Origin of the sequence: Deinococcus depolymerans (assembly GCF_039522025.1) — a bacterium.
Classification (GTDB): domain Bacteria; phylum Deinococcota; class Deinococci; order Deinococcales; family Deinococcaceae; genus Deinococcus; species Deinococcus depolymerans.
Window position 1 is genome coordinate 107,986 of the sequence record NZ_BAAADB010000019.1, and the last position, 26,287, is coordinate 134,272.

General features: G+C 66.4%; 27 protein-coding genes and 1 tRNA gene. 11 read left to right on the plus strand and 17 right to left on the minus strand.

What is annotated here, in order from left to right:
• The first annotated feature begins 6 nt into the window (after positions 1 to 6).
• A complete protein-coding gene (locus ABDZ66_RS10750; protein WP_343758671.1) occupies positions 7 to 255 on the plus strand; it encodes a hypothetical protein in 249 nt (82 codons plus the stop codon).
• A gap of 262 nt (positions 256 to 517) precedes the next feature.
• Here the strand turns inward: ABDZ66_RS10750 and ABDZ66_RS10755 are convergent, their stop codons facing one another.
• The gene (locus ABDZ66_RS10755) at positions 518 to 709 is read right to left on the minus strand and encodes a hypothetical protein (RefSeq protein WP_078301700.1); all 192 of its coding nucleotides are present in this window, start codon (positions 707 to 709) and stop codon (positions 518 to 520) included.
• A gap of 418 nt (positions 710 to 1,127) precedes the next feature.
• Here ABDZ66_RS10755 and ABDZ66_RS10760 point away from each other — a divergent pair, with 418 nt between their 5' ends.
• Entirely contained in the window at positions 1,128 to 2,333 is a 1,206-nt protein-coding gene (locus tag ABDZ66_RS10760; protein ID WP_343758675.1) for a hypothetical protein, read from the plus strand.
• Complete coding sequence (locus ABDZ66_RS10765) at positions 2,330 to 2,821, plus strand: hypothetical protein (protein ID WP_343758677.1); 492 nt, start codon at positions 2,330 to 2,332, stop codon at positions 2,819 to 2,821. Before ABDZ66_RS10760 ends, ABDZ66_RS10765 begins: the two co-directional genes overlap by 4 nt.
• A 28-nt stretch (positions 2,822 to 2,849) precedes the next feature.
• Here the strand turns inward: ABDZ66_RS10765 and ABDZ66_RS10770 are convergent, their stop codons facing one another.
• The gene (locus ABDZ66_RS10770) at positions 2,850 to 3,410 is read right to left on the minus strand and encodes a hypothetical protein (RefSeq protein WP_343758680.1); all 561 of its coding nucleotides are present in this window, start codon (positions 3,408 to 3,410) and stop codon (positions 2,850 to 2,852) included.
• A gap of 254 nt (positions 3,411 to 3,664) precedes the next feature.
• Here ABDZ66_RS10770 and ABDZ66_RS10775 point away from each other — a divergent pair, with 254 nt between their 5' ends.
• Positions 3,665 to 4,063 carry a hypothetical protein gene (locus tag ABDZ66_RS10775; RefSeq protein WP_343758682.1) on the plus strand — a complete coding sequence of 133 codons (399 nt, stop codon included), beginning with the start codon at positions 3,665 to 3,667 and terminating at the stop codon, positions 4,061 to 4,063.
• Positions 4,060 to 6,009: an NACHT domain-containing protein gene (locus ABDZ66_RS10780; RefSeq protein ID WP_343758684.1), complete on the plus strand. Its 1,950-nt coding sequence runs from the start codon at positions 4,060 to 4,062 to the stop codon at positions 6,007 to 6,009. The genes ABDZ66_RS10775 and ABDZ66_RS10780 overlap by 4 nt, the downstream gene beginning before the upstream one ends.
• A 25-nt stretch (positions 6,010 to 6,034) precedes the next feature.
• Here the strand turns inward: ABDZ66_RS10780 and purF are convergent, their stop codons facing one another.
• Positions 6,035 to 7,453, minus strand: coding sequence for an amidophosphoribosyltransferase (gene purF, locus ABDZ66_RS10785; RefSeq protein WP_343758686.1), 1,419 nt, complete (start codon positions 7,451 to 7,453; stop codon positions 6,035 to 6,037).
• Between the two features lie 107 nt (positions 7,454 to 7,560).
• Here purF and ABDZ66_RS10790 point away from each other — a divergent pair, with 107 nt between their 5' ends.
• Positions 7,561 to 7,974, plus strand: coding sequence for an endonuclease domain-containing protein (locus ABDZ66_RS10790; protein WP_343758688.1), 414 nt, complete (start codon positions 7,561 to 7,563; stop codon positions 7,972 to 7,974).
• A 26-nt stretch (positions 7,975 to 8,000) separates the two neighbouring features.
• Here the strand turns inward: ABDZ66_RS10790 and purL are convergent, their stop codons facing one another.
• The 6 genes from purL to ABDZ66_RS10820 all read right to left on the minus strand — a co-directional run bounded on the left by purL (position 8,001) and on the right by ABDZ66_RS10820 (position 14,341).
• Positions 8,001 to 10,229: a phosphoribosylformylglycinamidine synthase subunit PurL gene (gene purL / locus ABDZ66_RS10795; RefSeq protein WP_343758690.1), complete on the minus strand. Its 2,229-nt coding sequence runs from the start codon at positions 10,227 to 10,229 to the stop codon at positions 8,001 to 8,003.
• Between the two features lie 70 nt (positions 10,230 to 10,299).
• Entirely contained in the window at positions 10,300 to 10,791 is a 492-nt protein-coding gene (locus tag ABDZ66_RS10800; protein ID WP_343758692.1) for a DinB family protein, read from the minus strand.
• The gene (purQ, locus tag ABDZ66_RS10805) at positions 10,788 to 11,459 is read right to left on the minus strand and encodes a phosphoribosylformylglycinamidine synthase subunit PurQ (RefSeq protein WP_343758694.1); all 672 of its coding nucleotides are present in this window, start codon (positions 11,457 to 11,459) and stop codon (positions 10,788 to 10,790) included. Before purQ ends, ABDZ66_RS10800 begins: the two co-directional genes overlap by 4 nt.
• Complete coding sequence (gene purS, locus ABDZ66_RS10810) at positions 11,456 to 11,719, minus strand: phosphoribosylformylglycinamidine synthase subunit PurS (protein WP_119673141.1); 264 nt, start codon at positions 11,717 to 11,719, stop codon at positions 11,456 to 11,458. The genes purQ and purS overlap by 4 nt, the downstream gene beginning before the upstream one ends.
• Before the next feature lie 94 nt (positions 11,720 to 11,813).
• Positions 11,814 to 12,542 (minus strand): phosphoribosylaminoimidazolesuccinocarboxamide synthase, encoded by a 729-nt coding sequence (purC, locus tag ABDZ66_RS10815; RefSeq protein ID WP_343758699.1) that lies wholly within the window; start codon positions 12,540 to 12,542, stop codon positions 11,814 to 11,816.
• 338 nt (positions 12,543 to 12,880) lie between these two features.
• Complete coding sequence (locus ABDZ66_RS10820; protein WP_343758701.1) at positions 12,881 to 14,341, minus strand: DR2241 family protein; 1,461 nt, start codon at positions 14,339 to 14,341, stop codon at positions 12,881 to 12,883.
• A 35-nt stretch (positions 14,342 to 14,376) separates the two neighbouring features.
• On the opposite strand from ABDZ66_RS10820, the gene ABDZ66_RS10825 reads away from it, so the two are divergent.
• Positions 14,377 to 14,943: a peptidylprolyl isomerase gene (locus ABDZ66_RS10825; protein ID WP_343758703.1), complete on the plus strand. Its 567-nt coding sequence runs from the start codon at positions 14,377 to 14,379 to the stop codon at positions 14,941 to 14,943.
• A gap of 207 nt (positions 14,944 to 15,150) precedes the next feature.
• On the opposite strand, the gene ABDZ66_RS10830 is transcribed toward ABDZ66_RS10825, so the two are convergent.
• The 4 genes from ABDZ66_RS10830 to ABDZ66_RS10845 all read right to left on the minus strand — a co-directional run bounded on the left by ABDZ66_RS10830 (position 15,151) and on the right by ABDZ66_RS10845 (position 18,576).
• Positions 15,151 to 16,404 carry a cation:proton antiporter gene (locus tag ABDZ66_RS10830; protein WP_343758705.1) on the minus strand — a complete coding sequence of 418 codons (1,254 nt, stop codon included), beginning with the start codon at positions 16,402 to 16,404 and terminating at the stop codon, positions 15,151 to 15,153.
• 84 nt (positions 16,405 to 16,488) lie between these two features.
• Positions 16,489 to 16,788, minus strand: coding sequence for a DNA-directed RNA polymerase subunit omega (gene rpoZ / locus ABDZ66_RS10835; RefSeq protein WP_055363817.1), 300 nt, complete (start codon positions 16,786 to 16,788; stop codon positions 16,489 to 16,491).
• A 130-nt stretch (positions 16,789 to 16,918) separates the two neighbouring features.
• Positions 16,919 to 18,406, minus strand: coding sequence for a decarboxylating NADP(+)-dependent phosphogluconate dehydrogenase (gene gnd / locus ABDZ66_RS10840; protein ID WP_343758709.1), 1,488 nt, complete (start codon positions 18,404 to 18,406; stop codon positions 16,919 to 16,921).
• 95 nt (positions 18,407 to 18,501) lie between these two features.
• Positions 18,502 to 18,576, minus strand: a tRNA-Thr gene (locus ABDZ66_RS10845).
• Between the two features lie 109 nt (positions 18,577 to 18,685).
• Here ABDZ66_RS10845 and bshB1 point away from each other — a divergent pair.
• Complete coding sequence (gene bshB1, locus ABDZ66_RS10850) at positions 18,686 to 19,420, plus strand: bacillithiol biosynthesis deacetylase BshB1 (RefSeq protein WP_343758711.1); 735 nt, start codon at positions 18,686 to 18,688, stop codon at positions 19,418 to 19,420.
• Between the two features lie 25 nt (positions 19,421 to 19,445).
• Here the strand turns inward: bshB1 and ABDZ66_RS10855 are convergent, their stop codons facing one another.
• On the minus strand, positions 19,446 to 20,435 hold the full coding sequence (locus ABDZ66_RS10855) for a ParA family protein (protein WP_343758713.1): 990 nt from the start codon (positions 20,433 to 20,435) through the stop codon (positions 19,446 to 19,448).
• On the minus strand, positions 20,435 to 20,890 hold the full coding sequence (locus ABDZ66_RS10860; protein ID WP_088250382.1) for a peroxiredoxin: 456 nt from the start codon (positions 20,888 to 20,890) through the stop codon (positions 20,435 to 20,437). Before ABDZ66_RS10860 ends, ABDZ66_RS10855 begins: the two co-directional genes overlap by 1 nt.
• A gap of 198 nt (positions 20,891 to 21,088) precedes the next feature.
• On the opposite strand from ABDZ66_RS10860, the gene ABDZ66_RS10865 reads away from it, so the two are divergent.
• The 3 genes from ABDZ66_RS10865 to ABDZ66_RS10875 all read left to right on the plus strand — a co-directional run bounded on the left by ABDZ66_RS10865 (position 21,089) and on the right by ABDZ66_RS10875 (position 24,853).
• Positions 21,089 to 22,180 (plus strand): acyl-ACP desaturase, encoded by a 1,092-nt coding sequence (locus tag ABDZ66_RS10865; RefSeq protein WP_343758716.1) that lies wholly within the window; start codon positions 21,089 to 21,091, stop codon positions 22,178 to 22,180.
• Between the two features lie 388 nt (positions 22,181 to 22,568).
• A complete protein-coding gene (locus ABDZ66_RS10870; protein WP_343758718.1) occupies positions 22,569 to 23,486 on the plus strand; it encodes a polysaccharide deacetylase family protein in 918 nt (305 codons plus the stop codon).
• Positions 23,483 to 24,853, plus strand: a complete 1,371-nt coding sequence (locus tag ABDZ66_RS10875; protein ID WP_343758720.1) for an MFS transporter — start codon at positions 23,483 to 23,485, stop codon at positions 24,851 to 24,853. Before ABDZ66_RS10870 ends, ABDZ66_RS10875 begins: the two co-directional genes overlap by 4 nt.
• Here ABDZ66_RS10875 and prmC read toward each other — a convergent pair.
• Both prmC and ABDZ66_RS10885 read right to left on the minus strand, forming a co-directional pair.
• Positions 24,850 to 25,692 carry a peptide chain release factor N(5)-glutamine methyltransferase gene (prmC, locus tag ABDZ66_RS10880; protein ID WP_343758722.1) on the minus strand — a complete coding sequence of 281 codons (843 nt, stop codon included), beginning with the start codon at positions 25,690 to 25,692 and terminating at the stop codon, positions 24,850 to 24,852. The genes ABDZ66_RS10875 and prmC overlap by 4 nt on opposite strands.
• 4 nt (positions 25,693 to 25,696) lie before the next feature.
• A complete protein-coding gene (locus ABDZ66_RS10885) occupies positions 25,697 to 26,278 on the minus strand; it encodes a Jag family protein (RefSeq protein ID WP_343758724.1) in 582 nt (193 codons plus the stop codon).
• Positions 26,279 to 26,287: the final 9 nt, after the last annotated feature.

Here is a 26,287-nt window from a genome sequence, read left to right on the forward strand (position 1 = left end):
GCACCCATGCAACTCCTGTCCCGCCTGGCCATCGCCCTGGGCCTGATCGCCCTGATCGCCGCTGCCGTGCTGCTGACCAAGGACGTGATCGACATCAACCAGCTGCACGCCGTCGCCTACGCCAACAAGAGCAACGAGGGCCCCAGCCCCCTGAACAACGTGCTGATCACCACCGGCCTCGCCGCCGCCGGCGGGTTCCTGCTGGGCCTGGGCCTCCGCCCGCCCGGTCGCCGCCTGCCCCGCACCCCCCACTGAACCCGGCCCCACAGCCTCAGGCCACACGGAAACGGACCCGCCACACCAGGGGGGTCCGTCTCCACACGTTCCACACGACTGACCGGGAGGAACACCCCCCCAACCAGAATGATTCGAAGTCCGTGTTATACGGACTGCCGTTTGTTTCGCCAACAATCCGGAACTTCACCGGATTGCCGGCTCCACGTCCGGAACCCGTTCTTCTTCCACTCGCTTCGCTCGGATTGAACGGCCTTTGCAGCCCATTCAATCGGAGTCCGTGTTACTCGGTCAGGCTGCGGTTCAGGCGGGCCTTGTCCTCGGCGATCTTGCCCAGGATGAAGAACGTCGGCGCCCAGTGCCCCACGAACAGACCATCCCGTTCCTTGTCGGACGACTCGTTCTGAAAGTACTGCGTGGCACTGATCAGAATCGAAACGAACCCGGCCGCGTACAGAATGTTATGCAGTTTCATAGACTCCACCCCTCACCGGCCCGCACAGGCGACACACCGGCCCCACTGGAAAAACCGCACCCCACCCGGCGCGGGGTGCCTCGACCCTCCCAGCAGACTCCACACCCGGCCCGCCGAACGTACCCGATACGACCCTGTGAACCCACGCGAAAGGACTCCCCAAGATCGGCACGCAACCTAGTCAGTCAGAACTCAGACCCTCTGCTAGCGTGTGGAATACCTCACACCTGAACGGGGACGTATGTTCGAAACGAAAACAAGACCAGCGGCCAGCATCAAGACAGCTGCTACCCGCAAGGAGAAGTCGGAGACGGCTGCCCCCAGGGGTGCAGTCAGCACCTCACAGCAGGTTCCCCCGGCGCCTCGCCAGGTACCTGCGGGCAGAATTCAGGTACGCCCGGCGACCACCGGAGGCGCCGTGGAACAACGCACCGCCGTCCCAGCCTCCACGCGGCCATCGCTGAGACCCACGACCCCACCACCCGGATACATTCTCAACAAAACCACCGGGACACCCAGAACGGACCTGGACAACGTGCAACTCAGAAAGGCCAGAGCCTGGTATCAGGCGAATGCCGAGCAATACACACCCGAGGTCATCAGGCAGATACAGAAGAAACTGGATCTTCCTCAGACTGGCATTGTCGACCACGCTTTCCTCAATAACGTTGGTGTCTGGCAAGCCAGCTTCGATCTCCTGCTGGCCTCTGGCCGGGGAATCCCGGTGTCAGCCGACACCGAATCGTTCAACTTCCCCGCGAACGGGGTGCTGACCCCTGAACAATTGGCAAAAATGTTTCCCAGTGGTCTCAGTCGTCCTGAATCCATGATCCGGTATGTCAAGGACATCGAGAAGATTGTGCAGAACTGGGACACCTTGGATACAGCCGGGAAACGGGCCAGCGCCATAAAAACCCTGCTGAATCAGTACAGTCAGGGCAACGGATTCCCGGCACCCAACCTGCAGTCCGTGCAGATGAACCCAGGACGCAGCGGGTCTTTCAGTTCGACCTCCTGGAGAATCAAAATAAATGCGGCCTCTCTGAATGACACCATGAACCCGGAACAGATCCGGGAAACCATGGCAACCCTGTACCACGAGGCCCGGCACGCCGAACAGAATTTCATGTCAGTACGTTTGATGCTTGGTGCTGGCATGACCCCCGCCCAGATCGGCGAACAGACAGGCATCCCCAAAGAAGTCATCACTGCGGCCGCCCGGAAACCCGTCAATCCGGCCTCGGTGCAGGGAATAGTGGCAAATGAATTCTACCAATCGAGCTTCGGGGCTTACGCGAAAGCGCGTAATAAAACGATGAGCGATCTCAACACTCGCTATAACGAAATGCTTGCTGCTCGCGCCAGTTTAAGTAATCTGGAGGAAAAACGCCGAAAGGCAGCCAAGGCACTGGCCTCAGCCGCTACGCCCACACTCAGAACCGAACGGCAGCAGGACATGCAGCAACTCGACGCTCAGATCAGCGCGGCCAGGACCAGGGAAGCTACCGCCACCCGGAATTACAACACCATCTACGCAGCATATCGAGCGCTTCCAGGAGAACGCGACGCCTGGGATGCGGAGGGAGCCCTCCCGGTCGTCCGCTACAGGAACGGCATCAAGTGAACCTGTCCCGCCGCGCCTGCCTCCTGGCGACCCTGCTGCTGAGCGCCTGCGCAAAGGATCAGACCATGTCTATAGACTTCACCGCCCCCACCACCGCCATCCAGGAACTGTGCCGCCTGATACCCGAAACCGGCGATAAGATCAGCCTCGCGCAGCAGCTCGGAACTGCCACGCTCAACATTGACGTACTGGACATTCAACCTCCGCCCGGTCTGACCGGCCTGACCGTCGGCTCTACCGGACGCCACCTGTGGACGGAACTGACCTACCAGCAGGATCATCAACCGACCGTGGCTGAACTGGAAACCGCTTTCGGAACGCACCGGCAGATGCCGCCGGACAACGACGACTTCCACTCGATCGCGCGCTTCAACGTGCCGGTCAAGGGTGGAGAGTGCGTGGTGTTCGCGCACACCAACGACATGTTCCCCACGATCCCCCCCACGGCCACAGTCATGAGCGTCACCGTCCGGTACGAACCGCTGTAAAGCCGGTTCAGTCAGCCCCCGCCCCGCTTCAGCCTCCGCACCGCCCGAAGCGACCCAGCGCCGCGCGGCCCTCCGCCGTGCCGCCCGGCACCTCCGCGCCCGCCAGCGAGATGAACGACCACCCGCCCCGCGCACCATGCTCCACCACCAGATAGTGCGTGCCTGCACCCAGCGTCCGCGCCAGCGTCGGCCCGCGCCACCCCACCACACCATGCCCCGAATACGCCGCGTACGGCCCGGACACGCCCACCGCGCCCCAGCCGTCCGGCACGAACTCCGGCTGCCCCGCCCCCACGGGCACGCCCGGCCCCACCAGCCACAGGCGGGGACGGTAAGCCGCGTCGCACGCTGAACTGACGAACACCGCCACGTCCAACCGGAAACCCGCCCCGGTCGTCAGGGCGTACCAGTCGCGGCCTCCCGCGCGGCCCTGCACGGTGATGACCTTCGACACGGTCGGCTGCGGCACCCGGAACGCCGTGTCCAGCGTGCCGCTGCCCGGATTGAACAGCGGCTGATGCGCCCCCGCCCCCGCGCACAGCACACAGCCTGCCAAGATTGCGCCGCGCCACGCCCGTAGAGTTGTCATGATCGCAGTGTGCAGAACAACCAGGGAATTTTCCGTAGGTGAAGGTGCAACCGGGAGGGGAGACCTACTCGCCCGGTGTGACCACAGCCTGCACGCGGCCTACCAAACCATTTTGGATGGACTTCTCGCTTCAGCGTAATGGAATGTGCGGAAAGCATAAAAGCCTTGAATACTTAATATGGCAAGTTCCACCTGCGATTCTTGTACTTCGCGGTAGCCATAGCGGATTCCAATAACTTAGAGGTGATGTCTAAATGGCTAGTGATTTGCGGGAAAATATGGATTTTGAAGCAGAAGTTCGAAGGGTAGCTGAGGCTGTGTGGGGTTTGGATGCTGGAGATTGTAATCCAAAATACTATGAAATGGAAAAGAGTATAAGCGAGATCGATGGATTTGCTGAAACCCGCGAAACAATAAATTTGATCATGGTGACTGTTAGTACTAAGTTGGATAAAATTAAGTCTGATGTTAGAAAGCTTGGTGCGGCGGAGAGATTGGAGAAAAATCCTTTAAAACCAATAAAGAAATGGATGATTACAAAGTCGCAGTTGGATGCTCAGCTCATTAAGCATTGCCACGAAAATGGCGTAACCGTAAAAACCCTATCTCAATTTAGCGCTCTTTTTTTGACAATCATAATTACATTAAAATGAGAAGATCCACTCCTTTCGGGTCTGCCAGGGATCTTTCGAACGGTTCTACAGTCATCCCTGAAAAAGAATATATCGTTCCTGTTATGTACTTGGAGACAATGGATGTAGCAGGTAGATTTAGCAAGAAAAGAACTGTAAAGGTCAATGATATTGTAGAATTACTTCTTGAAGGTGAAATAGTTATTGGCACTGCGCCTTTTGGAAATGGTAAGAGCATGCTTGTACGTGAGGTTTTTGAAAAGATCTCAAAAAAGGTTTTATCTACTGAAAATAAAACGTCTATGGCTCTGAATAAAACTCCTATTACGATCAACTTGCGTGAACATTGGGGGCAAGACTATTCCGAAGAAATTTTAGAAAGGCATGCCAGGAAAATCGGAGTGAAAGATAAGGAAGGGGTTAATATTGCATGGAGAGCCGGAATGGCGCACATGTTAATCGATGGATTTGATGAAATTGCTGGACAGATAATTGCTCGTACGAGCGATGTAAAATTTATGAGAAATGCTAGATCGAAGAGTCTGGCTGGCACAAGATCATTATTGAGTGTTATAAATCCAAAATGCGGCATATTGATTGTTGGGAGGGATCATTATTTTGACGATAATGATGAAATGTTGCATGCCCTGGGGCTTCTTGATAAGAAAATTAATTTACTGTATATCGAAGAATTTACCGAAGAGCAGGCGAAGCAATACCTTAACAAGAAAGGAGTGAAAGGTGATATACCGGAGTGGCTGCCGAAAAAGCCGCTTTTATTGGGTTACTTGGCCCACAACAACATGCTTGATGATGCAGTAAAGATTGATGCATCAAATGGATTCGGATATGTGTGGGATACATTTATTGATTTAATAGTAAGGCGGGAGGCATCGCATGAACATGGCGTGATTGATGCCCCCACGCTCAGAAAGATTATGGAAAGGCTCGCCACTGCCGTAAGAAGTAGTGTGCAAGGAAATGGACCGATATTAAGCAAAGATTTATCGGAGGCATATACTCTAGAAACTGATTTAATACCCGATGAGGGTGTGACGATGCAGTTGCAGCGAATACCTGGATTGACACAAAGAGACCAAGATAAAGGTGCAAGATCATTTGTAGATATGGATATGATGGGCGCACTTCAAGGCAGTCGGATCGCCCGATTCGCCGTAGGTGAGATATATGATCTTGATTCTTCATCCTGGAAAAATGGTATTAGCCAGGCGGCAATAGAAACATGTATTCAGATTGTTAAGGATCGATCGGCTGGTGATATTGATGTTGCCAGATCGGTACTTGAGTCTTGCTGTAAGAGAGTATCTAGTAATTTTTCGATGCAAAATCAGAGCCAATTGCTTGCCGATTTGTTCTCCTCCCTTATTGAGTGTTCAATTCAGATGAATCTGGATGCAATTAGTTGCAACATTGGCATCAAAGGTGCCGTATTTGAAAGTCTAAGCTTAGATGAGGTCTCTCTGGTAAATATTAACTTTAGTGACTGCGTAATTAACAAGCTCGCAATAGATATAAGCAGGCACAAAGATATTGTATTTAGGGATTGCATTTTCAGTGAAGTTTCGGGTGTGACTCTTGCGGAATTTGAAGAGTCTTTAATATTTATCGATTGCCAAGTTTACAAATGCGATGAAATTGGCAGTAATGCGGCGATTATGAGAAGTTCCTTGCCTGCGCGAATTAAGGCGCTTGGAACGGTAATAAGAAAGCTGTACATGCAAGCTGGAGTTGGGAGAAAAAGAAATGCTTTCTTCAGAGGTTCTGACAGTCGGGACATTAGGAATGATATAGAAGTAGTTATTAAATATCTAATCTCTCAAGGTTATGCGCGAGAGTTCAATGAAGTAATTTACCCCAATAGGGAATATGCCCACAGAATGAAGGAAATCATTGAAAATCTTTCAACCAGCAGGGATGCAATTGTTCAAGAAATTTTACAAGCTTGACCATAAAAACTGGGTTGGTTAATGACTAAACTTCCAGCGCCAACTTGTCCACGTCGTTCAGCAGTGGCGTCCCGGCGGGGTACTCCCCGTTGAAGCAGGCGAGGCACAGGCCGGGGCCGCTGACGGCTTCGCGGATGCCCTGCTCACTGATGAAACTCAACGTGTCCGCCCCGATCAACTCGCGGATCTCCTCAATGCTGTGCGTACTCGCCACCAGTTCCTTGCGCGCGGCGGTGTCGATGCCGTAGAAGCACGGGTGCTTGATGGGCGGACTGGACACCCGGAAGTGAACCTCGGTCGCGCCTGCCTCGCGCAGCAGGTTCACGATCTGGCGGCTGGTGGTGCCGCGCACGATGCTGTCGTCCACCAGAATCACCCGTTTCCCGGCGACGGCGCTGGTGGGCGAGAGTTTCATCTTGACCTTCAACTCACGCGCTTCCTGCGTGGGCGCGATGAACGTGCGGCCCGCGTAGGGGTTCTTGTACAGGCCGTAATCGAACGGAATGCCGCTCTCGCGGGCGTACCCGATGGCGGCGCCGATGCCGCTGTCCGGGACGGGCACGACGATGTCGGCGTCCACCGGGTGCTCCTTGGCGAGCTGGTGGCCCATGCGGATGCGGCTCTCGTGGGCGTCCACGCCGTCCAGGCGGCTGTCGCTGCGCGCGAAGTAGATCCACTCGAACGCGCAGGGCGTGGGCTTGCGGGGTTCGACCATCAGGGAGTGCAGGCCCGTGCGGTCCACCCAGACGAGTTCGCCGGGCTGCACGTCCCGCAGCAGTTTCGCGCCGACCGTGAACAGCGCGCACGGCTCAGAGGCGATCACGTACGCGCCGTCGTCCCGCTGCCCGATGACCAGGGGGCGCACGCCGTTCGGGTCGCGGAAGCCCAGCAGTTGCGTGCGGCTCATCAGCACGCACGCGAAGCCCCCCTTGAGTTGCTTCATGGCGGCGGCCGTGGCTTCCACGAGGTCCATGTGGCTCTCGCGGGCGATCAGGTTCAGCATGACCTCGCTGTCGTTCGTGGTGGCGAACAGCGCGCCTTCCATCAGCATGGCGTTGCGGACCTCGCGGGCGTTCACGAAATTCCCGTTGTGCGCCAGTCCCAGGATGCCCTTGTTCGTGCGGGTCGTCAGGGGCTGCGCGTTGAAGCGCAGGTTGCTGCCCGTCGTGCTGTAGCGAACGTGCCCGATGCTCACGCGGGCGTTCGCGAGGCGCACGCTGTCCAGGCGCCGCTCGTCGAACACCTGCGTCACCAGCCCCAGGTCCTTCTCCACGTGGAACTTCTCGCCGTCGGACACGCACATGCCCGCCGCCTCCTGCCCACGGTGCTGCAAGGCGAACAGGCCCAGGTACGTGAACCACGCCAGGTCCGCCGGTTCCGGCGAGTACATGCCAAACACACCGCACTCATCCTGCGGCTTATCAAGAATCGGATCAAAGATCATGTGAGGCTCCAGAGGAACGGGAGGTGCGGGAACGCCGGTCTGGTCGCCCCCTCACCCCCGGCCCCTCTCCCACGCGGGGAGAGGGGAGAAGGGCGGTACAGTTCGGTATGACGGTGCGTGCGGTAAAGCGCGGGACGGTGCGGGCGCGGCAGTTGCGGCGCGATCAGACGCCCGAGGAGCGGGTGGTGTGGCGTGAACTGCGGGCGGGGCAGCTGGGCCTGAAGTTCAGGCGGCAGTGGCCGGTGGGTGGGTACGTGGTGGACTTCGTGTGTTTCGAGGCTCGCCTGATCGTGGAACTCGATGGTGGGCAGCACGCCGAGGAGTCCGCCCGTGCGTACGACGCGGCCCGCACGGCGGTGCTGGAGGCGGGTGGGTTCACGGTGCTGCGCTTCTGGAACAACGAGGTCAGGCAGAACCTGCCGGGCGTCCTGGACAGCATCGATCGTCACTGCCGCCAGCAGGGTCTGCTCCCCTCTCCCCCGGTGGGAGAGGGGTCGGGGGTGAGGGGGCGTCCAGACTGACGTCCCCGTCCACCGCCCGCCCGTGGTCATCCCAGGATCTCCGCGAGGGGGGTGGTGTGGGCGTGGGTGAGGGCGCCTAGGGTCACGCTCAAGTGTATGTGGTGCTCTGGGAGGGCAATGGTGACGGTGTCGCCGCCGGTGGTGCCGAGGCGGGTGTACGGGACGCCCTGGGCGGTGAGGGCCGCTTCGGTGCCTGCGTCGTCGGGGGTGGCGATGAGGATGCGGGCGTGCGCCTCGCCGTACAGCAGGGCGTCGGCGCGGGTTTCTGCGGGGGCGTTCAGGGTGACGGTCAGGCCGGTGCTCCCGGCGATGGCCATCTCGGCGAGGGCGACGGCGAGGCCGCCTTCGGCGCAGTCGTGCGCGGTGTCGGTCAGGCCCGCGCGGATCAGGTGCAGCGCAGCGTCGATGACGGCCTGTTCGCGGGTCAGGTCGAGGGTGGGGACGTGCCCGGCCTCGAGGCCGTGGACGGTTTCGAGGTACTGGCTGGCGCCGATGGTGTCGGCGTGCTCGCCGATCAGGTAGAGGGTGTGGCCCTCGCCCTTGAGGTTCATGGTGGCGCGCTTGGTGACGTCGGGCAGCACGCCGACCATGCCGATGGTGGGGGTGGGGTGGATGGCGACGCGTTCGTCGCCCTCGGTGTACTGGTTGTACAGGCTGACGTTTCCGCCGGTGACGGGGGTGTTCAGGGCGCGGCAGGCGTCGGCGATGCCGTGCACGGCGCGTTCCAGCTGGTAGTACACCTCGGGCCGGTGGGGGTTCCCGAAGTTGAGGTTGTCCGTGATCGCCAGCGGGGTCGCGCCCACGCAGGCGAGGTTGCGGGCGGCCTCGGCGACGGCGGCGGCGGCCCCGGTGTACGGGTCGAGGTACACGAAGCGCGGGTTGCAGTCGCTGGTCGCGGCGACGCCCATGGGGCTGCCCTTGACGCGCATGACGGCGGCGTCGGCGGCGCCGGGCACGACGACGGTGTTCGTCATGACCTGATGGTCGAAGCGCTGGTAGATGGGGCGCTTGCTGGCAATGGTGGGGTGACTCAGCAGGTCAGTGAGGACCGCGCCCAGGTCGCCGGGGACGGGCACGCCGCTCAGGTCACGCTCGCGCTTGGCTTTAATCTCGTCGGATTCGATGCCCTCGCGGGTGTACTTGGGTGCCTCGTTCAGCAGGTCCACCGGGAGGTCACAGACGACCTCGCCGCGCCACGTCAGGCGGTAGTTCGTGTGCGCCTCGACCTGCCCGATGGTCACGACGTCCAGTTCCCACTTGGCGAGCAGGTCCAGCAGGTCCTGTTCCTTGCCGGGGACCGGCACCAGGATCATGCGCTCCTGCGACTCGCTCAGGCACAGTTCCATGGGGACCATGCCGTCCTCGCGGGTGGGGACCAGATCGAGGTCCATGGTGATGCCCAGCCCGGCGCGGTACGCCATCTCGCAGGTGCTGCTCACCAGTCCGGCCGCGCCCATGTCCTGCACGCCCGCCACGACGCCCGCCTGGATGGCCTCCAGCGTCGCCTCCAGCAGCAGTTTCTCCATGAACGGGTCGCCCACCTGCACCGCCGGGCGGTCCGCCTGAGACGCGTTGCTCAGGTCGGCGGACGCGAACACCGCGCCGCCCAGCCCGTCCCGCCCGGTCTTGGACCCGACGTACACGATGGTGTTCCCGACCTCACCCATCGTCCCCTTGGCCAGATCCTCGTGGCGCAGCAGGCCCAGCGCCATCACGTTCACGAGCGGGTTCTCCTGGTAGCTGGGGTGGAAGGTCACCTCTCCGCCCACCGTCGGCACGCCGATCGCGTTGCCGTAGTGCGCGATGCCCTCCACCACGCCGTTCAGCAGGAAGCGCGTCCTGGGGCTGTCCGGGTTCCCGAAGCGCAGGGAGTCCAGCACCGCGAACGGCCGCGCCCCCATGGCGAAGATGTCGCGCAGGATGCCGCCCACGCCCGTCGCCGCGCCCTGCACCGGCTCCACCGCACTGGGGTGGTTGTGGCTCTCCATCTTGAACGCCACGCCCCACCCGTCCCCGATATCCACCACGCCCGCGTTCTCACCGGGACCCTGCAGCACCTGCGGCCCGGTCGTGGGGAAGTGACGGAACAGCGGGCGGCTGTTCTTGTACCCGCAGTGCTCGCTCCACATGGCCCCCACGATGGCGGCCTCCAGCGCATTCGGCTCCCGGCCGATACGCGTGACGAGCAGGTCGAATTCTTCGGTGGACAGGCCAAACGTGCCCGCACGGTCGCGGAGGGTGGCGGCTTGCGTCATTGAAGCTCCTTGCAAACCCGGGCGCGGCCCGGGCGGGGATGGATCGGGAGTGGGAAAGAGGGGGCGCGGGTCACGCCTGCGGTTTCAGCAGCAGGTTCAGCTGCCCGCGGTGGTAGCCGATATGGCGCAGCTGCAGTCCGAGGGCGAGGCGGCGGGGGCGGGTGCCGCCCGGCGTGGCGGCGCTGAAGACCTCGCCGTCCAGTGCGGAGTCGTCCGCCTGTTCCAGCCACGCGACGACCTGCGCGCCGGTCTGTTCCAGCGCGGCCAGGATCCGCTCGCGCGGGTCGGTCTCGCCGACGGGCGCGGGCTGGGTGCCCAGCGCCTGCACGCGGGCGTTGTCCTCCCACCCGAGGTGGTGGTAGTTCGGCGTGCGGTCGTCCAGGACCATCAGGCGCAGCCACTCGGCGATGTGCAGGGCGTGCCAAGCGGGGCTGTGGCCCATCCGGGGCGTGTGGAAGGCGTCGCCCGGCGCCTGCTCCAGCGCGGCGCGGAACAGCTCCAGTTCGCTGCGGAACTGCTCGGCCAGGTAGGCCGTCACGGCGCCCGGCGACGGGGGGGTCACCGGGACACCAGTGCGCCCTTCAGGCTGTCGAACAGGCCCCGCCCGTCCTCGCTGCCCAGCAGGGCCTCCACGGCCCGTTCGGGGTGGGGCATCATGCCGAGCACGTTCCCGCGTTCGCTGACGATCCCGGCGATGTCGTTCAGGCTGCCGTTCGGGTTGTCGGTGTAGCGGAACACGACCTGCCCCTCGCCCTCCAGCCGCGCGACCGTCTCGGGGTCGGCGTAGTAGTTGCCCTCGCCGTGCGCGATGGGCACCTCGATGACCTGCCCCTTCGTGTACGCGCCGGTGAACGCCGTGCCGGTGTTCTCCACCCGCAGGTGCACCGGGCGGCACAGGAAGTGCAGGTCCCGGTTGCGCGAGAGCGCGCCGGGCAGCAGGCCCGACTCGGTCAGCACCTGGAAGCCGTTGCAGACGCCCAGCACGAACCCGCCGCGTTCGGCGTGCGCCTTGACGGCCTGCATGATCGGGCTGCGCGCGGCAATCGCGCCGCTGCGCAGGTGATCGCCGTAACTGAACCCGCCGGGCAGGAACACCAGTTCCGTTCCCTGCGGGAGTCCGGCCTCGGTGTGCCACACGAACTGCGCGTCCTGATCGAGGAGCAGCTGCGCGGCGTGCAGCGCGTCGCCGTCGCAGTTGCTGCCGGGAAACTGGATGACGGCCGTCTTCACGCCCCGACCAGCTCCTCGCTCAGCTCCCAGCGGGCGTCCTCCATCACGGGGTTCGAGAGGACGTTCTCGGTGATGTCCTTCAGCTGCGCCTCCACCTCCGCGCGGCTGCCCGAGAGGGTCAGTTCGATGTACTTCCCGACGCGCACCCCACCCACGTTCCCGTGATCCAGGTGAGACAGCGCCCGCTCCACGGTGCGCCCCTGCGGGTCGAGAATGCTGGGCTTCAGGGTCACGAACACTTTCGCTTTAAACGTGGACATGGGGGGGCTCCTTCGGAGGGCAGATGGCAAGAGGCGGATGGCGGATGGTCAGGAGGGCTGGCGCAGGTGGGTCGTGGCGGTCGGCCATCGGCCTTCAGCCATTCGCGCCCGGTGCGGTCACGCGCCGGAGCATCTCGGCGTAGGCGTCTTCCACGCCGCCGAGGTCGCGGCGGAAGCGGTCCTTGTCCATCTTCTCGTTGGTGGTGGCGTCCCAGAAGCGGCAGGTGTCGGGGCTGATCTCGTCGGCCAGGACGACCGTGCCGTCCGCGAGCGTGCCGAATTCCAGTTTGAAGTCGATGAGGCGCACGCCGCGCGCCGCGAAGTACGGCACGAGGAACGCCTGCACGTTCAGCGCCAGTTCACGGATGCGGCTCAGCTGCTCGGGGGTGGCCCAGCCGAGCGCGACGGCGGTGTCCGTGTTGATCAGGGGGTCGCCCAGCGCGTCGCTCTTGTAGCAGTACTCCACGACCGGGCGGGACAGGGTGGTGCCTTCCTCGACGCCCAGACGTTTGCTGAACGACCCGGCGGCGACGTTGCGCACGATGACCTCCACCGGGATGATCGTCACGGCCCGCACGCGCTGCTCGGTCGGCGAGAGCAGCTCGATGAAGTGCGTGGGCACCCCCGCCGCCTCCAGCTGCGGGAACAGGTGCGCGGTGATCGCGTTGTTGATCGCGCCCTTCCCCATGATCTGGGCTTTCTTCACGCCGTTGAAGGCCGTGGCGTCGTCCTTGTACTCCACGACGTACTCGTGCGGGTTCGCGGTGGCGTACACACGCTTGGCCTTACCTTCGTACTTCAGTTCGCCTCGGCTTGCGGTCATGCGTCCTCCAGGGGGGTGGGGGCGGCCTGGGCGGGCGTGTCCCCGGAATGTAGGAAAAGCGTCCCCCGGCAGGCGGGGCGACGCTGGAATGTCGCGGTGCTGAACATGTGAAGCCTCCATCGCCGTCTCTCGGACGGACTTACCGCCCTTGTTTCACGGCGCGCGGCCGGGGCGGGGCGTCTCACAGGACGCGGGTGGAAGAAAAGGGAAGTGCAATCCACCCCCCACGCGGGAGGGCTGATCACCGCCTGACAGCGTAACACCCCCGCGCGCCGGAGCGCCGGGGGTGTTCAGAGGACTCGGACGAACGCCGCCCACGACGGGGCAGACCGCGCCGCTCAGTGGCTGTGCGAGTGCCCGCCCCCACGCTTGCCGCTGACTTCCTCGCGGACCTCGGCCACCACGAACGTGCAGGCCTCCGCGCAGGGAATGCCGCCCGGCACGCCGTTCAGGAACGACTGCGTGAGCTTGTGCCCCGCCCACAGGCGCGTGCGCAGGCACCCGCTGCACACGTCCTGCGCCACGTGCTCCACCTGCGCCGGCGTCGCCTTCTGCACCTTGGCGTAGATGCCGGTCTGCCGCCGCGCCGTGGTCGCCCAGGGCGTGGGCCGCAGCGCGTGGCAGTCGTGCGCGTACGTCTCCTCGATCACCGCCGGGTACACGTAATGCATGGCGCGGCGCAGGTCCGCCTCGCTGAGCACCGCCCGCCACCCGCGCGGCAGGTTCCGCAGCGTGTGCACGGGCCGGTGCTCGCCGCCGTCCGTGAAACGCACCTGATCCCGCACGCCCTCCGGCGTGACCAGCGTGGTCAGTTCCGCGCCGGGGCGGCCCTCGTCCAGGGCGTTGCGCAGCTCGAACACGCCCAGCTCCGGCGTGACCAGCACCTCCCCGACCCGCAGGCCCGCGCGCGCACCCTTCAGGAACGCCTGCCACGCCGCCTCGTGCCCGCGCTCGGTGTCCCCGCCCGGCCCGCCCGCCCCGCGCGCCTCCTCGGCGAGGTGCAGGATCACGTCCGCGACGGCCGCGTGCGTCCCGACCGGTCTGGCGTAGTACACCCGCTGGTGCCCGTGCGGGTTCTCCGGGAAGTCCGTGACGGTCCCGGTCAGGCCCATGTCCTCCGGGATGGTCTCCAGGGTGTGCCAGCCCTCGCTGGCGAAGAACGGCACGACCACCACGCGCGGCGAGCGCACCGTGTCCGGCCAGGTGCCCACCTTGGGGTCCTCATCCAGGAACAGGGCCTGCACCTCGGCGAACAGCCCCGCCTCGCGGATGCGCTCGGCGTTCTGGTACACGACCTTGTTGCTGTTCTCGTTGCGGGTCGTGCCGTGCCCCAGCACGATCAGCGCCGTGTCCTCCGGGCTGGCGTCCGGCAGGACCTCGCGCGCGCGGGCCAGGATCACGTCGGTCATGCTGGGGTGTACGCCGTACGGCAGGGTGTAGCGCACGGTCCGGCCGCCGATCACGCGGGCCACGCCCTCGGGCGGCACCGGCCCCTGGTGGCCCAGGCCCATCTCGCGCGGAATCACGGTCTCCGTGAAGTACCCCTCGCTGATGAACATCGGAATGACCGTCACGTCCGTGCTGGCGGTCGTCTTCAGCACCTGCCGCAGCGACGGTTCCTCCTTCCAGTACCCCTCGATCACCTCGTCGAACAGGTGACGCTCGCGGATCAGTTCCGCGTACCGGTACACCGCGACCGCCGACTCACCGTTCAGGTGAGACCCATGACCAATAAGCACCAGGGAACGCATACGCCCCGACTGTAGCGTCCGTCCCCGCCCGGAATTGTCCCGGAACATGCGGTCCCGGCCCCCGCCCGGTTAGACTGTGCCCCATGAGCGATCTCTATCAGGCAGACGGTTTCACGCCCAGCCCGGAACTCAGCGCCGAGCGCCGCACCAGCTTCAACGCCGCCCCGGAACTCGGGGACGGCATCGAGCCCGGCAAGGCCTACCGCGCCGTGCTGGAAACCAGCAAGGGCCGCCTGGTCGTCGAACTGCACGCCGACGACGCGCCCGTCACCGTGAACTCCTTCGCGTACCTGCTGCGCCACCACTACTACGACGGCATCAAATTCCACCGCGTCATCGACGGCTTCATGGCGCAGGCCGGTGACCCCACCGGCACCGGCGCGGGCGGCCCCGGCTACGACTTCGAGGATGAACCCAACCCGCACCGCCACCAGGGCAAGGGCGTCCTGAGCATGGCCAACCGCGGCCCGAACACCAACGGCAGCCAGTTCTTCATCACCTTCACCAGCACCCCCCACCTCGACGGTCGCCACACCGTGTTCGGCCGCGTCATCGAGGGCCTCGACGTCCTCGACCGCCTGACCCGCATCGAGCCCGGCCGCGCCGGCACGGCCGACGTGATCGAAACCGCGTACCTCGTCGAGAAATAAGTCGAGGGTCAAAAGTCGATGGTTGATGGACTGGGGATTGCCCCGATCCATCAACCATCGACTTTGACCCTCATACGGACTCCGATTGAATGGGCTGTAAAGCCCGTTCAATCCGAGCGAAGCGAGTGGAAGAAAAACGGGTTCCGGACGCGGAGCCGGCAATCCGGTGAAGTTCCGGATTGTTGGCGAAACAAACGGCAGTCCGTATCAACCCTCGTCCGGTGAGGCTTCCACGGCGCGGCGCACGATGGGCATGATCGTCAGGCCCTGCACGGCGATCGTGAACAGCACGACGGCGTACGTGGCGGTCACCACGTGCGTCCGGTACGGGCTGTCCGGCAGGCCCAGCGCGAGGCTGATGGCAATCCCGCCGCGCAGCCCGCCCCACGTGAGCAGCCGCACCGTGTACGCCCCGTACCCCTCGCGCGCCCGCACCAGCGAGAACGGAATGGCCACGCTGATCCAGCGGGCCGCGAGCGCCACGCCGATCAGCAGGGCGCTCGCCAGCAGCTGCGCGCCCGTCGTCTCGGTCAGCAGGACGTCCAGCCCGATGAACGCGAACAGCACGATGTTCAGCACCTGATCGATCGTCTCCCAGAAGCCCTCGACGTGCTCGCGCGTGCTGTCGGTGAACACGTCCTCCTTCCAGGCGGAGATCAGCAGGCCCGCCACGACCATCGCCAGCGGCCCGCTGATGCCCAGCGCGGCCGCCGCGACGTACCCGCCGATCACGAGGGCCAGCGTGATCAGGACCTCCACGGCGTGCTCCCGGATGCTGCGCAGCATCACGTACCCCAGGCCGCCCAGCAGCGCCCCGAACAGCAGGCCGCCCAGCGCCTCGCGCGCGAACAGACCCAGCACGCTCCCGGCGCTGACGTCCCCGGCGTGCCCGCCGATCCCGGCAGCACTCGCCAGCGCCAGGAAGATCACGACGCCCACCCCGTCGTTGAACAGACTCTCCCCGGCGATCAGCGTCTCGATCTTCACCGGCACCTTCGCGCGCTTGAGCAGGTCCAGCACCGCCACCGGGTCGGTCGGGCTGATCAGCGCGCCGAACAGCAGCGACCACATCAGGGACACGTTCAGGCCCACCAGCGCGAACACCCCGTACGCCGCGAACCCGATCAGGAAGGTGCTGATCAGGGTACTCAGGAACGCCAGCGTCAGGATGCTGCCCCGCTGCCGCAGCAGCTGCCGCGCGTTCAGGCCCAGCGACCCCGCGAACAGCAGCACACTCAGAATGCCGTTCAGGACGAACTCCGTGAAGTTCAGTGTGCTCAGCACGCCCGACGCCCAGCCGCGCAGGCCCGGCAGGCCCAGCGCGTCCAGCGCGATCAGCACGATGCTCGCCAGCGCCCCCGCCAGCGTCACGCCCACCGTGGTCGGAAAATGCAGGAACCGCTCGTTCAGGAACGCCAGCAGGGCCGTGACGCACAGCAGGATGGCAAACGCACTCAACATGCCGCCCACCATATCCGTCCGCGCCGCCCGGTGAACGCAAACAGCGCCCACACCGGGGCGCTGCCTGTCCTGCCTGTGGTGGGGTCAGTCGCGTTCGCGTTCGCGTTCGGCGTTCAGCTGCGCCTGAAGCTGCGCCTGACGCTGCCGCACGTAATCCTGCTGGAAGCGCGGCTCGTCGATCAGGTTCGTGCCGACCGTGAGTTTCCCGGTCGCCAGTTCCCGCATCGCCTGCGTCACCAGGTTCCGGTGCCGCACGCGCTGCTCGACCGGCAGCACGCTCGGCGCGCCGGAACGCAGCTGCAACGCACGCTTGGCCGTGACCACACTCAGTCGGTACTTGCTGTCCGTCATGGACAGCAGCTTGTCGATGTCTTTTTCCGCCATTCTCGCAACCTCCCTGAAACACGGCCGTCCCGCGTGGAGCGGGTGGGTGTTCCGTCAGCCCCCCACTGTAGCCCAGCGGGGGCGGGCACACCAAGCGCCCGTCCCACAATGCCCCCGCCACAACCGACGTTCAGGCGTTGTACGTGCTGCTGGCCGTATCGCCGCCCCGCCCGGTCCAGTTCGTGTGGAAGAACTCGCCGCGCTCACGGTCCGTGCGTTCGTACGTGTGCGCACCGAAGTAATCCCGCTGCGCCTGCAGCAGGTTCGCGGGCAGCCGCTCGGCGCGGTACCCGTCGTAGTACGCCAGGGCGCTGCTGAACGCCGGAACCGGCACGCCCCCCACCACGGCCGCCGCGACCGTCCCGCGCCACGCCGCCTGCGCGCCCTGCACGGCGTCCCGGAAGTACGGGGCCAGCAGCAGGTTCGGCAGGTCCGGCTGCGCGTCGAACGCCTCCTTGATGCGGTCCAGGAACGCCGCGCGGATGATGCACCCGCCCCGCCACATCTGCGCGATCTGCCCGTAATCCAGCGTCCACCCGGCGTCCCGCGCACTCAGCTGCAGCAGCTGGAAGCCCTGCGCGTACGCGGCGATCTTGCTGGCGTACAGCGCCTGCCGCACGCCCTCGATGAACGCCTCCCGGTCGGCGGGCGCCGCGAAGGTCGGGCCGCCCAGCACGCGGCTGGCCGCCACACGCTCGGCCTTCAGGGCGCTCATGGCGCGGGCGTACACGGCCTCCGTGATCGTCGCGGCCGGACTGCCGGCATCCAGCGCCGCCACCGACGTCCACTTACCCGTGCCTTTCTGCCCGGCGGCGTCCAGAATCACGTCCACCAGCGGCTGCCCGGTCAGGTCATCCGTCTTGGTCAGGATGTCGGCCGTGATCTCGATCAGGTAACTGTTCAGCTCGCCCTCATTCCAGCGGGCGAACACCGCGCCCGCCTCCGGGGCGCTCAGACCCGCGCCGTCACGCAGCAACTGATACGCCTCCGCGATCATCTGCATGTCGGCGTACTCGATGCCGTTATGCACCATCTTCACGAAATGCCCCGCGCCCTCCGGCCCCACCCAGTCGCAGCAGGGCGCGCCGTCGGCCACCCTCGCCGCGATGCCCTGGAAGATCGGCCTGACCGCCTCCCACGCCTCCGGATTCCCGCCCGGCATGATGCTCGGCCCGGTCAGCGCACCCTCCTCACCGCCCGACACGCCCGTCCCCACGAACAGCAGCCCGTCCGCCGCGAGTTCCCGCGTGCGGCGCGTCGAATCCGCCGGGTGACTGTTCCCCCCGTCGATGATGATGTCGCCGGGGCTCAGCAGCGGCCGCAGGTGCCCGATGAACTCGTCGACCGCCGCGCCCGCCTTCACCATCAGCATCACCTTGCGCGGAGCCTTCAGTTGCCCCACCAGTTCCTCCAGCGACCCCGCCCCCACGATGGACCTCCCGGCCGCGCGGCCCCCCGTGAACGCCGTCACCTTGCTGACCGTCCGGTTGAACGCCGCGACCGTGAACCCCCGGCTCGCCATGTTCAGAATCAGGTTCTCACCCATCACCGCCAGCCCGATCACACCGATATCCGCCACCGGGCCCTGCCCGCCACCTGTCGCCGCGTCATTCGTCATGCGAATAAGCGTACACCGCACACCAACCAGCGCCGGAAACCTGTCAACACAGCCCCCACACCGAACAACCCCCGCACGCGGCGGGGGCTTTCCTTTGGGGCCAGAGGTCGGATTTGAACCGACGACCTACTGATTACGAATCAGTTGCTCTACCCCTGAGCTACACTGGCGGGTACGAATTGAGCTGCTCCACGCGGAAGCTCAAAAAGTATATGGAGTGCGCCGGGGAGTGTCAAGGCGCCGGGTGCGGGCCTCGGTGGCAGCTCTATGCTGGCGGGCATGGTGACCGCAGGAACCCCGGAGGCGTTCGAGACGATTCATGGCGTGGCGGGGCCACTGGACTGGCTGTGCCTCGCGCCGCACCCGGACGACGCGGAGATCGGCGCGGGCGGCACCCTGATCCGGCTGGCCCGCGCGGGGCGCGCGGTGGGCATTCTGGAACTGTCGCGGGGCGAGCGGGGCACGCAGGGCACGCCGGACGTGCGCGTGGCCGAGTGCGCCCGCGCGGCGGCGATCATGGCCCTGACGTGGCGCGGGCAGCTGGGCCTCCCGGACGGCGAACTGCGGGACACGCTGGACGGCGCGCACGCACTGGCGTCGGTGCTGCGCGCGGTGCGGCCCCGCGTGCTGGTCGTCCCGCACCACCACGACCGGCACCCGGATCACTTCGGGACGTACCACCTGAGCAAGCGGGCGGTGCATCTGGCGCAGCTGGCGAAGGCGGACCTGGCGGGAGAGCCGCACCGGGTGGGGCGGGTGCTGCTGTACCAGGGGAACGCGGACATCACCCCGAACGTGCTGGTCGACGTGGAGGCCGTGCAGGACACCTGGGAGGCGGCGATCCTGGCGCATGAGAGTCAGTTCTCGGGGGCCGCCATCTCGGAGACGGTCACGCCGGAGATCGTGGAGCGCCGCCGCGCCCGCCTGACGTACTGGGGCACCCTGGCCCGCGTGCGCTACGCCGAGGCGTTCGAGGCGGACTCGGCGCTGCTGGTGGACCCGCTGGCACTGTAGGTCGCCCCTCGCCTGGGCCGGCCGCTCAGTCCTGCGGCGGCCAGTCCTGGTAGGGGAGGGCAGGGTGTGGGCGGCTGGCCAGCAGGTCCTCGATCTCGTCGGCGAGGTCCAGGCCGTACTTGTACGCGCCCTGCCCGGCGACCACGCCGCCGCCGTACTTCTCGCGGTAGTTGCCGGGTTTGCGTTCGAAGGTCATGGCCTCGGCGCTGGCGTTCGTCTGGGGCAGCACGGTCGTCAGGATCGGGGGGGTGCCCTCGCCGGTGCCGGTGAAGGCGCGTTGCAGGTCCTCGGGGAGGCGTTGCAGGCCCTGGCGGTGCTGGCTGCTCTGGCTCTGGTACTTGGTGATCAGGACGCCCAGGCAGTTCAGGCGCAGGTTGCGGGCGCGGCGGATCTCGGCGATGCGCCCGGCGATCTGCGGGATGCCGTAGGTGCTCAGGCGGTCGGGGATGGTGGGGATCAGGTAGTGGTCGCTGATTTCCAGGCCGTTCTGCGTGACGAAGCCCAGGTTGGGCGGGCAGTCGATCAGGACGTAGTCGTACGCGTCGAAGTGCGGCGCGACGAATTTCTTCACGACTTCCATCGGGCCGGTCGAGTAGTGCGTGCGGCCCGCGATGTCCTGCATGCGGTCCTGCACGTCGATCAACCGGATGGAGGAGGGCAGCAGGTCCACGCGGCCGTAGCGGGTGCCTTCTGGTAACTGGTCCATCACCTCGGGCGGCACGCGGTTGAGGTTGCTGGCCCCGCGCACGATGGCGCGCGTGGCGTCGAACGTGAAGGTGCCGTCGCCGCGCAGCAGGTCCAGGAACAGCTGCGCGAGCGTCTGCCCGTCCTCGTCGGCCCTCGCCCAGCGTTCCTCGCCGATCAGGGCCAGGGTGGCGTTCGTCTGAGGGTCCAGGTCGATGACCAGCACGCGCTTGTGCTTCATGAACGCCAGCGTGTCGGCCAGTTGCACGGTCGCCGTGGTTTTCGCCACGCCGCCCTTGAGGTTGATGAAACTCAGGACGACCGGGGCCATCAGAGTTCGCGGATCTTGGCCAGCACAGCCTCGGGCCGCACGGTGTAGTCGCCGGTCTTCTCCTCGACGTGCTGGTAGCGCACCACGCCGGAGCGGTCGATCAGGAACACGGCCCGGCCGCTGATGCCCCGGTCGTCGATGGCCACCCCGTACGCGCGGGCCACGTCGAGTTTCATGTCGGCCAGCAGCGGCACCTCGATGCCGTACTCGGCCGCCCAGGCCTTGTGGGCGTGCACGGAGTCGCGGTTCACGCCCAGCACGACCGCCCCGGCGTCCGCGAAATCATCCTGGCGGCCCGAGTACTCCGGCAGCTGCATGGAGCACACGGGACTGAAATCCAGCGGGTAGAACACCAGCACCACGGCGCTGTGGCCGCGGTAACTGCTCAGGGTGATCTGCTCGCCGGTCGAGGCGGGCAGGGTGAAGTCCGGCGCAGGCTGTCCCACAAGGCTCATGCCCAGCAGTGTAGCGGCCCTGCCCGGCCCGCGCGGGGCACCTGAGCGGACCCCACGCGGCGGGCGTCTTGAACCGCGTCCCGCTTCGCGCTCCCCCCGGCCGCGCGGGCCTACCCTGGGTGGGTACCGTCCCCGGCGTCTGCACCGTTCACGCCCTGCCCGCACCCCAGCCGGGACGGCCCCGAGGAGGAATTCCCAATGGCTGACGTAATGCCCCCCAACATGCTGAACGACCGCCCGCGCACCCCCGCCGGGCTGCTGAGCAACGCCGAGAAGGACCGCCTGATCGAACGCGGCTTCCTGGGCCTGTACCGCTGGTACACCGCCCGCAGTCAGGAAACCCGCAACTGGAACCCGGACCGCTCCTTCGACTGGCGCGCCCTGAACCAGAACCTCCCCAAAGAACTGATCACCGTCCTCGAAGGGTTCTTCGCGGTCGAGCAGTACGCGCCGGACTTCACGAGCAACCTCATTCACCTCGTGCGCCGCAGCCACGGCCGCTCGCACTTCCAGATGCGCTGGGGCAGCGAGGAAGAAAAACACGCGGACGCCTGGGAGAACGCCGTGCTGTTCAGCGGCCAGCGCAGCCCCAAGTGGATCGAGGAGTACAAGGACCGCCTGAAATCCCAGACCTGGGAACTGCCGTTCCCGGACGCCATCCACAACCTCGTGTACACCGTGTTCCAGGAGCGCGCCACGCAGCTGAACTACCTGAACATGATGAAGATCGCGCAGGGCAAGAGCGAGAAACCGCACCTGAAAGGCGTGAGCGACCCGGTCCTCGCGAAGGTCGCGCAGACCATCGCCGTGGACGAGGCCGCGCACTACAACTTCTTCCTGGAAGGCGTGCGCATGTACCTGTACTACTACCCGGAACGCACCCTGAACGCCATCCGGAACGTCATCGGGCAGTTCAGCATGCCCGCCGCGACCCTGGTGCCCAACTGGGAGCACTTCTACGAGACGGTGTACCGCGCCGGCATCTACGGCCCCCGCGACTTCCAGCGGGACGTGATGCAGGTCGCGTTCCGCAACATGGGCATCGAGAGCCGCAAGGCCCTGGAAGAAGGCATCCGCAAGACCCGTGAGGTCCCGGACTTCGACGGCGGGAACTTCAAGACGACCGCCATCTGGGACACCTTCGACTACGGCGCCGTGGAGGGCGACGTCAGGCGCCTGCACGTGAAGATCCAGGATTACGAGAAGGAGATCGGCTTCGACCTGTACGACCCGACCGAATTCATCGAGAACCCGGAGAAACCCGCGCCCGCCCCGGCCGCCGACGACTGATACGGACTCCGGTTGAACGGCCTGCTAAGCCACTCAACCCGGGCGGACTCGGAGGGCTGCGCCGCAGAGGAGCAGAAGCGGGTTCCGTCCGTTCCGATAACAACCCGGTACACGGGCGGGTGGAGGGCGGAACAGACCGCAGTCCGGTAGAGCGCAGTCCACCCCAAGCCCGCCTGAAGCCTGAAGCCCGCCCGCGCCCCGTGCGCGTGGCGGGCTTCCGCTGTCCTGTTCAGGGCGCGTGGTGGGCAGGACGGGACCGGGCGTGGCATGCTGACGGTGTTCCCTGCCCCTGGGGCGTGCCACGGCCCCGCCCTGCCGCCCCGGTTCTGCGGAAAGCGGCGCCGCCCCCACCCTGCCTGACTTCCCCTGCGTGACAAGGAGGCCGTGAATGACCCCGCCGACCCCCCCCTCCCCGAACCCGGCGCTGGCCGCGCTGGGGTACGCGCCGGACGACCGCGTGGTGATCTTTCATGCGGACGACCTGGGCATGTGTCAGGCGACCGTGAGTGCCTGCCTGGACCTGTTCGGGGCGGGCACGCTGTCCTCGGCGTCGGTCATGACGACCTGCGCGTGGGCGCCGGCCGCCGCCGAGGTCGCCCGTGAGTTCCCGGACGCGGACCTGGGCGTGCACCTGACCCTGACCAGCGAGTGGCGCACGTACCGCTGGGCGGCGCTCAGCACCCGCGACCCCGCCACGGGCCTGCTGGACGCGCAGGGCTACCTGCACGCCACCGTCGAGGCGGCCCGCCTGCACGGCATGCCGGCCGCCGTGCGCGCCGAGATGGACGCGCAGATCCGGCGGGCGCTGGACCTGGGCATCGAGGTCTCGCACGTGGACGCCCACATGGGCGCCGTCGCGCACCCCCGGTTCCTGAAGGACTGCGTGGACCTCGCCCTGCGGCACGGCGCGGTCCCCATGTTCCCACGCCTGGACGCCGCCGGGTGGCGCTCGCACGGCCTCGACGCGCGGGACGCGGCGCAGGCGGCGCAGTTCACGCAGACGCTGGAAGCGCGGGAACTGCCGCTGGTGGATCACCTCGTGATGCTGCCGCTGCACTCGGGCGGGGATCAGGTGCCGCTGATCGAGGACCTGCTCGGCAGCCTCCCGCCGGGCCTAACGCACTTCATCCTGCACCCCGCGCGGGACACGCCGGAACTGCGGGCCGTCGCCAGCGACTGGGAGGGCCGGGTGGCGAACCACGCGGCGTTCATGGACCCGCGCCTGCCCGGCATGATCGAACGCAGCGGCGTGAAGGTCACGTCCTACCGCGCCCTGCGCGCCCTGATCGGCGGGGTCCTGCCGTGAGCGTCCTCACCCCCGCGCCGGACACCACCTCGTCGCAGCGCTGGCGGTACGCGGTCATGAATTTCGGGCTGACCATCCCGGCGCAGACGGTGAGTTTCCTGCTGCTGTACTACGTGGACGACCGCCGCATGGACCCCGCCTGGGCCGCGACCGCCCTGACCGGCTTCGCCGTGTACAACGCCGTGAACAACCCGGTCATCGGGTTCCTGAGTGACCGGACCCGCTCACGCTGGGGCCGCCGCATTCCGTTCGTGCGTTTCGGGTTCCTGCCGGCCCTGATCCTGTTCGCGCTGCTGTTCTGGGCGCCGTTCGACGGCGTGAGCAGCCCGGTCGCGCTGCTGGTGTACTTCGTGGTCGTCTGGACACTCTGGGAGACCTTCAACACGGCGGTCGGCACCGGCTACCTGGCGCTGCTGCCCGAGATGTTCCGCACCTTTCAGGAACGCACGGACGTCGCGTGGCGCATGAACGCCGTGCAGGTCGTGGGCCTGCTGATCGGGCTGGCGCTGCCGCCCCTGCTGGCCGGGCTGCTCGGGTGGGGCGTCACGGCGACCCTGCTGGCCGCGCTGGCCGCCGCCGCGATCCTGTCCGGGCTGGGCAGCCTGTTCGAGCGTCCGGGCGCCGCCGCGCCGGGCCTGGGGTTCTTCCGGGCGGCGGGCGTCACGTTCCGCAATCCGGCGTTCCTGACCGTCGTGGCCGCGCAGACCATGCGGTTCTTCTGCACGGGCACGCTCGCGACCGGGATGGGCTTCTACGTGCGCCACAGCCTGGGCGAGACGGGCGGCGCCGCCACCACCCTGCTGCTGGCCGCGGCGTTCGTCACGGCGGGCGCGGCCCTGTGGCCCTGGCGGACCTTCGTGACCCCCCGCCTGGGCGCACGCGGCACGCTGATGCTGGCCTTCGCGCTGGGCGCCGCCGCACTGATTCCGCTGGCGCTGGTCAGCACGCTGGCCGGCGCGCTCGTCTCGACCGTGCTGTTCGGAGTGGCGCTCTCCGGCATGATCCTGATGGGCGACGTGATCCTGGGCGACGTGATCGACGAGGACGAACTCCGCACCGGCGAGCGCCGCGAGGGCCTGTACTACGGCATGTCCGGCTTCATCACCACCCTGAGCGCCGCACTGACCGCGCAGGCCTTCGGGGCCGTCACGCGCGCCAGCGGCTACGACCCCACCCTGACCACGCAGCCCGACGCGGTCGCCGGGGGCTTCCGCTTCTTCATGACCGCGCCGCCCATCGCGGGCGCGCTGCTGGCCGTCGCGCTGCTGGCCCTGTACCCGCTGCACGGCGAACGACTGAACGCCGTGCGCGCTGCCCTGGCCCGGAAACGACTGGAGCGGGAGCAGACCGCAGCGGGCGGAGGCTAGCCCGGCCCCCCGGCCCGCCGCGCCTGCACGAAGCGTTCCCGGCCGGTCAGGTCGGCGTGCAGCTGCGCCTCCCAGCCGTCCGTGCGCAGCTCGGCGGCCAGCGTGGCGGCGTTGCGCGGGTCGAGTTCCAGCCACAACTCCCCGCCCGCTGCCAGGGCGGCCGGGGCCTGTGCGGCCAGCCTCCGGGCCAGGGTCAGGCCGTCCGGGCCGGAGTACAGCGCCAGTTGCGGGTCGCGCTGCACTTCCGGGGCGGCGTGCGCGCGGTCCCCGTCCGGCAGGTACGGGGGGTTGCTGACGATCAGGTCGAACGGGCCGGGCACGCCCGACAGCAGGTCCGCCTGCACCCACGTGACGTCCAGGCCGTTCAGGGCGGCGTTCTCGCGCGCCAGGGCCAGCGCGCCTGGGCTGAGGTCCGTGGCGGTCACGGCCGCGCCGGGGCAGGCGGCCTTCACGCCCAGCGCCAGCGCGCCCGTGCCGGTGCCCACGTCCAGCACGCGCGGCCGGGGCCTGGACTGCACGCCCGGCAGCAGCAGGTGCAGCAGCCACTCGGTTTCCGGGCGGGGCACCAGCGCGCGCGGGTCGCAGCGGAGCCGCACGCCGCCCCACTCGACCTCACCCAGGATGTGTTGCAGCGGCTCCCGCGCCGCCCGGCGGTCCAGCAGCGCCGCGTACCGCGCCTGACCGTCCGCGCCGACCGGTTCGTGCGCGCGGGTCAGCAGCGCCGTGGGCGTCAGGTGCAGGGCGCTCAGCAGCAGTTCGCGGGCGTCCACCTCCGGGGAGGGAACGCCCGCGCTGCCCAGCCGCGCCGCGCCCTGCCGTAACAGGTCACGCAGCTGCACGCCCTTACCCGTGGCGGGGCTTGATGATCAACCGCCGGGCGTTGCCCTCCCCGATGGACTCGCTCATCACGTCCGGGTGTTCCTTCAGGGCAATGTGAATCACGCGCCGTTCGGAGGCCGGCATGGGCTGCAACTCGTGCGGCTCGCCGCTCTTGGCGACCTGCACGGCCAGCCGCTCGGCCAGCCTGGACAGCGCCTCGGCCTGCCGCTTGCGGTACCCGCCGATGTCCACCCGCACGCGCAGGTTCCCGCGGCCCTCCTGCTTGGCCAGCACGGTGTACGCCAGCACCTCGATCGCGCCCAGCGTCCGGCCGTCCCGCCCGGCGAGTTTCGCGGCGTTCTCGCCGGTGATCTCGGCTTCCAGCGCGTCGTCGGCCTGCGTGACGCTCACCTGCAGGTCCGGGTCGATGCGGGTCAGCAGGCCGCGCAGGAAGGCTTCCAGGGCGGACCTCGGGTCCTCGGGCGTCTCGGGCGCAGGCGCGGCGCTCAGGGTGGCGTCCGGAGCGGGCGGCGGCAGCTCGCTCTCGTCGGCGTCGCTGATGCCCAGCCCCGCGAGGTAGTCGTCGAGGTTCGTGCGGTTATCCATACCCCGCAG

Coding starts and splice junctions, on each gene's coding strand:
- ABDZ66_RS10865 (WP_343758716.1), top strand. CDS start 21,089: ATGGCTGACGTAATGCCCCCCAACATGCTGAACGACCGCCCGCGCACC.
- ABDZ66_RS10885 (WP_343758724.1), bottom strand. CDS start 26,278: ATGGATAACCGCACGAACCTCGACGACTACCTCGCGGGGCTGGGCATC.
- purF (WP_343758686.1), bottom strand. CDS start 7,453: ATGATCTTTGATCCGATTCTTGATAAGCCGCAGGATGAGTGCGGTGTG.
- rpoZ (WP_055363817.1), bottom strand. CDS start 16,788: ATGGCGGAAAAAGACATCGACAAGCTGCTGTCCATGACGGACAGCAAG.
- purS (WP_119673141.1), bottom strand. CDS start 11,719: ATGTCCACGTTTAAAGCGAAAGTGTTCGTGACCCTGAAGCCCAGCATT.
- ABDZ66_RS10855 (WP_343758713.1), bottom strand. CDS start 20,435: ATGGCCCCGGTCGTCCTGAGTTTCATCAACCTCAAGGGCGGCGTGGCG.
- gnd (WP_343758709.1), bottom strand. CDS start 18,406: ATGACGAATGACGCGGCGACAGGTGGCGGGCAGGGCCCGGTGGCGGAT.
- purC (WP_343758699.1), bottom strand. CDS start 12,542: ATGACCGCAAGCCGAGGCGAACTGAAGTACGAAGGTAAGGCCAAGCGT.
- ABDZ66_RS10770 (WP_343758680.1), bottom strand. CDS start 3,410: ATGACAACTCTACGGGCGTGGCGCGGCGCAATCTTGGCAGGCTGTGTG.
- ABDZ66_RS10780 (WP_343758684.1), top strand. CDS start 4,060: ATGAGAAGATCCACTCCTTTCGGGTCTGCCAGGGATCTTTCGAACGGT.
- ABDZ66_RS10860 (WP_088250382.1), bottom strand. CDS start 20,890: ATGAGCCTTGTGGGACAGCCTGCGCCGGACTTCACCCTGCCCGCCTCG.
- bshB1 (WP_343758711.1), top strand. CDS start 18,686: ATGGTGACCGCAGGAACCCCGGAGGCGTTCGAGACGATTCATGGCGTG.
- ABDZ66_RS10820 (WP_343758701.1), bottom strand. CDS start 14,341: ATGTTCCGGGACAATTCCGGGCGGGGACGGACGCTACAGTCGGGGCGT.
- ABDZ66_RS10790 (WP_343758688.1), top strand. CDS start 7,561: ATGACGGTGCGTGCGGTAAAGCGCGGGACGGTGCGGGCGCGGCAGTTG.
- ABDZ66_RS10750 (WP_343758671.1), top strand. CDS start 7: ATGCAACTCCTGTCCCGCCTGGCCATCGCCCTGGGCCTGATCGCCCTG.
- ABDZ66_RS10825 (WP_343758703.1), top strand. CDS start 14,377: ATGAGCGATCTCTATCAGGCAGACGGTTTCACGCCCAGCCCGGAACTC.
- ABDZ66_RS10870 (WP_343758718.1), top strand. CDS start 22,569: ATGACCCCGCCGACCCCCCCCTCCCCGAACCCGGCGCTGGCCGCGCTG.
- ABDZ66_RS10830 (WP_343758705.1), bottom strand. CDS start 16,404: ATGTTGAGTGCGTTTGCCATCCTGCTGTGCGTCACGGCCCTGCTGGCG.
- purL (WP_343758690.1), bottom strand. CDS start 10,229: ATGACGCAAGCCGCCACCCTCCGCGACCGTGCGGGCACGTTTGGCCTG.
- ABDZ66_RS10775 (WP_343758682.1), top strand. CDS start 3,665: ATGGCTAGTGATTTGCGGGAAAATATGGATTTTGAAGCAGAAGTTCGA.
- ABDZ66_RS10755 (WP_078301700.1), bottom strand. CDS start 709: ATGAAACTGCATAACATTCTGTACGCGGCCGGGTTCGTTTCGATTCTG.